Genomic DNA, 2,311 nt, shown 5'->3' on the forward strand with positions numbered 1-2,311 from the left:
CGGGAAACGCTCGGATGGAAGTCGCCTCTGGTGGTTTATACCGAACACATGGCTCGGCTACAATTGCAGGCCGATTCGATTCATTAACCCGGTGTTGCACTTGATACTTGAGACCGCCAAGTAACCGGAGTTGCTGTACGAATAGCGCTGGCCCGCCTCAAATTGCCTGGGCTCATACTTGAAGTGGTCGATCATCTCGACGACGCTCACATCCATCGCGCGGCGGGCGAGGAAGTCACGCATGCCCGTATAACTGACGATTCCCGAGGTATGCGTCAGTAAATGTTCAACGGTGATTGTTTTGTCGTCAGTGGGAAAGTCCGGCAGAAATTGACGGATATCGTCAGACAGCGCCAGCTTGCCCTGGTCGGCCAGCAGGAGGATAGCGGTCGCGGTGAATTGCTTGGTGACTGAACCGAAACGCAGCGCCATGCCAGGAGCCATTGGCAGTGTTTTCGACAGATCGGCCAGGCCGTAGGCCTTGCGAAAAATCGTCGTGCCATGCTTGACGACGATGATTACGGCGCCGGGCTGGTGCGCCGGATAGTGCCTTGCAAACGCGAGGTCCAGGCGGGCAACAACATCACGTTCAGCCGTCGCCCGCACTGGCGCTTGAGCGGTCTGGGCGAAGGCGCCGTGTGGCGGCAACAGAAGAGAAATGGCGATACAGATACTGCGCAATGTCGACATGGACGCGGACCCTGGATAACACTTCGAGCTTTGGTCTCAGCTTCTGGCCGCCACCAGTCTATCATTGGCCGGCCGGTTTCGACCCAAAGCGGACTACCGCGAGCCGCCCAGTCAGCGAACAAACAAACGCTATGGTCGAACTCAGATTTCCTGCGGTTTGCCATTGATCACCAAGCGAAATCTTTCGCCCGAAAAGCCCGCCCGGTGACTACCGTAGATCGCCGCTCCGATTGCTTCATACGATTCGGAATCAGTGACCTCAACAGAAACACTCATGTTTGAGTTTCCGGCGCAGATTTTTTCAAGTGCTTTCGCAACTTCCGCTTGGGTATGTAGTTTGGCACCATTCAGGTCTACGCCGTTACCTCCCGAAACTCGCAACACGATCAGCTGGTCCAATTTGATCTCCAAAAACAGCATTCTATTTTTACGGTTACAGACAGTTGTTGGCCGGTACCGGCCTGTGTTCGCGACGGACTGGTTTCGACCCAAAGCGGACACTAGCGTCGCAAAAAACTGAGTTGCGATTACATCATGTCGGAAGCTCGGTTCCACAAAAAGGGCAAAAAGCAATGTCCATTCCGGAACTTCCGCCATCAGGAATACGCACGATCCACCGCTTACTTTTTGCCCACCACTCGAAGCGAATATCGAACTCGCAATTCAATGTTCCCTGTGCGAAGCGTTCGCAGCAGGGCTGATAATGCTTTGGAACCTTTTGAGTTCCAGCATCGCATTCGGTGCCGTCTGCGTGAATTGGGTTGGTCATGATGCGCACTAGGTGAGGTAGGTGTTTCGATGTCCGCTTTTGGCCGAAACCGGCTGTTCGGACAGCTCTAGCATGTTACCAATCTGAACTTGTTGCAATTCGTGCTGACCGGCCGCATTCGACCCAAAGCGGACAGCTCAATCGCAGCCGCAGGGATGAAGGCTACGCTGATATTTTTCGTACGACCTTATATTTGGCAAATTGCCTCCAACTGCCATCCGGTTGTTGTGATTCCAGTAAAAATATCCAGTATCCGGCCGCAGGTTCGAAAGTAAACGTGTCCCGGAAATGGCCGCCCGTGTAGGGGAAGGTGAACTGCAAGGTATTTTCTTTAATATCACCGGTCCCATGAGGGATGGAATATTTGGCACCGAAGCTGTCCATCCAATGAACGATGACGGTCTTCGTTGCGTGGTCGTAGCCGATATAGACATTGGCAACATACTGCGCTGGAACCTGAATATCTTGCATGCGCAACTCAGTAAAAGCGCCTGACAAGCCAGGCTTTACTTCGAGCGAATAGGTCACAGGCTTACCGCGGACCTCGCCAGACATCATCCAGCTTCCATCGAGCTGTTGTAGCAGATCCGGTCGGTCTGCCACGTTCTGTCCATATGCGAGAGTTCCCCAAAATACCAGCAGGACCGAACAAAGTATTCCTCTAGCGATTGAAGTGTAAGAGCTCATTTATTAGCGCGAATAAATATCCAATACTCACATATAGCATCTGAATGACGGTAGTTGTCAACAAAGATGTCGCGTCAGTTCATGCGGCCAGCTTCAATAATTCAGGCGCAGCCCTTTCTGGATTGAGCCACACCTCGTCCTTCAGTTTCCAATTGCGCGTGGCGC

Annotated in this window: 4 protein-coding genes; all 4 read right to left on the reverse strand. The window is 52.9% G+C overall.

Translation table 11 applies throughout. The annotated features are described in order from the left end of the window. Positions 1–57 precede the first annotated feature (57 nt). A complete protein-coding gene (locus ACP7EY_RS23810) occupies positions 58–690 on the reverse strand; it encodes a serine hydrolase domain-containing protein (protein ID WP_426197731.1) in 633 nt (210 codons plus the stop codon). 141 nt (positions 691–831) lie between these two features. After that, positions 832–1,089 carry a hypothetical protein gene (locus ACP7EY_RS23815; RefSeq protein ID WP_426197732.1) on the reverse strand — a complete coding sequence of 86 codons (258 nt, stop codon included), beginning with the start codon at positions 1,087–1,089 and terminating at the stop codon, positions 832–834. A gap of 133 nt (positions 1,090–1,222) precedes the next feature. Beyond that, positions 1,223–1,459, reverse strand: coding sequence for a DUF6980 family protein (locus tag ACP7EY_RS23820; protein WP_426197733.1), 237 nt, complete (start codon positions 1,457–1,459; stop codon positions 1,223–1,225). 162 nt (positions 1,460–1,621) lie between these two features. After that, positions 1,622–2,062, reverse strand: coding sequence for a DUF1579 family protein (locus ACP7EY_RS23825; protein WP_426197734.1), 441 nt, complete (start codon positions 2,060–2,062; stop codon positions 1,622–1,624). Positions 2,063–2,311: the final 249 nt, after the last annotated feature.

The organism is Massilia sp. DWR3-1-1 (genome assembly GCF_049898325.1).
Classification (GTDB): Bacteria; Pseudomonadota; Gammaproteobacteria; order Burkholderiales; family Burkholderiaceae_D; genus JAFCUW01.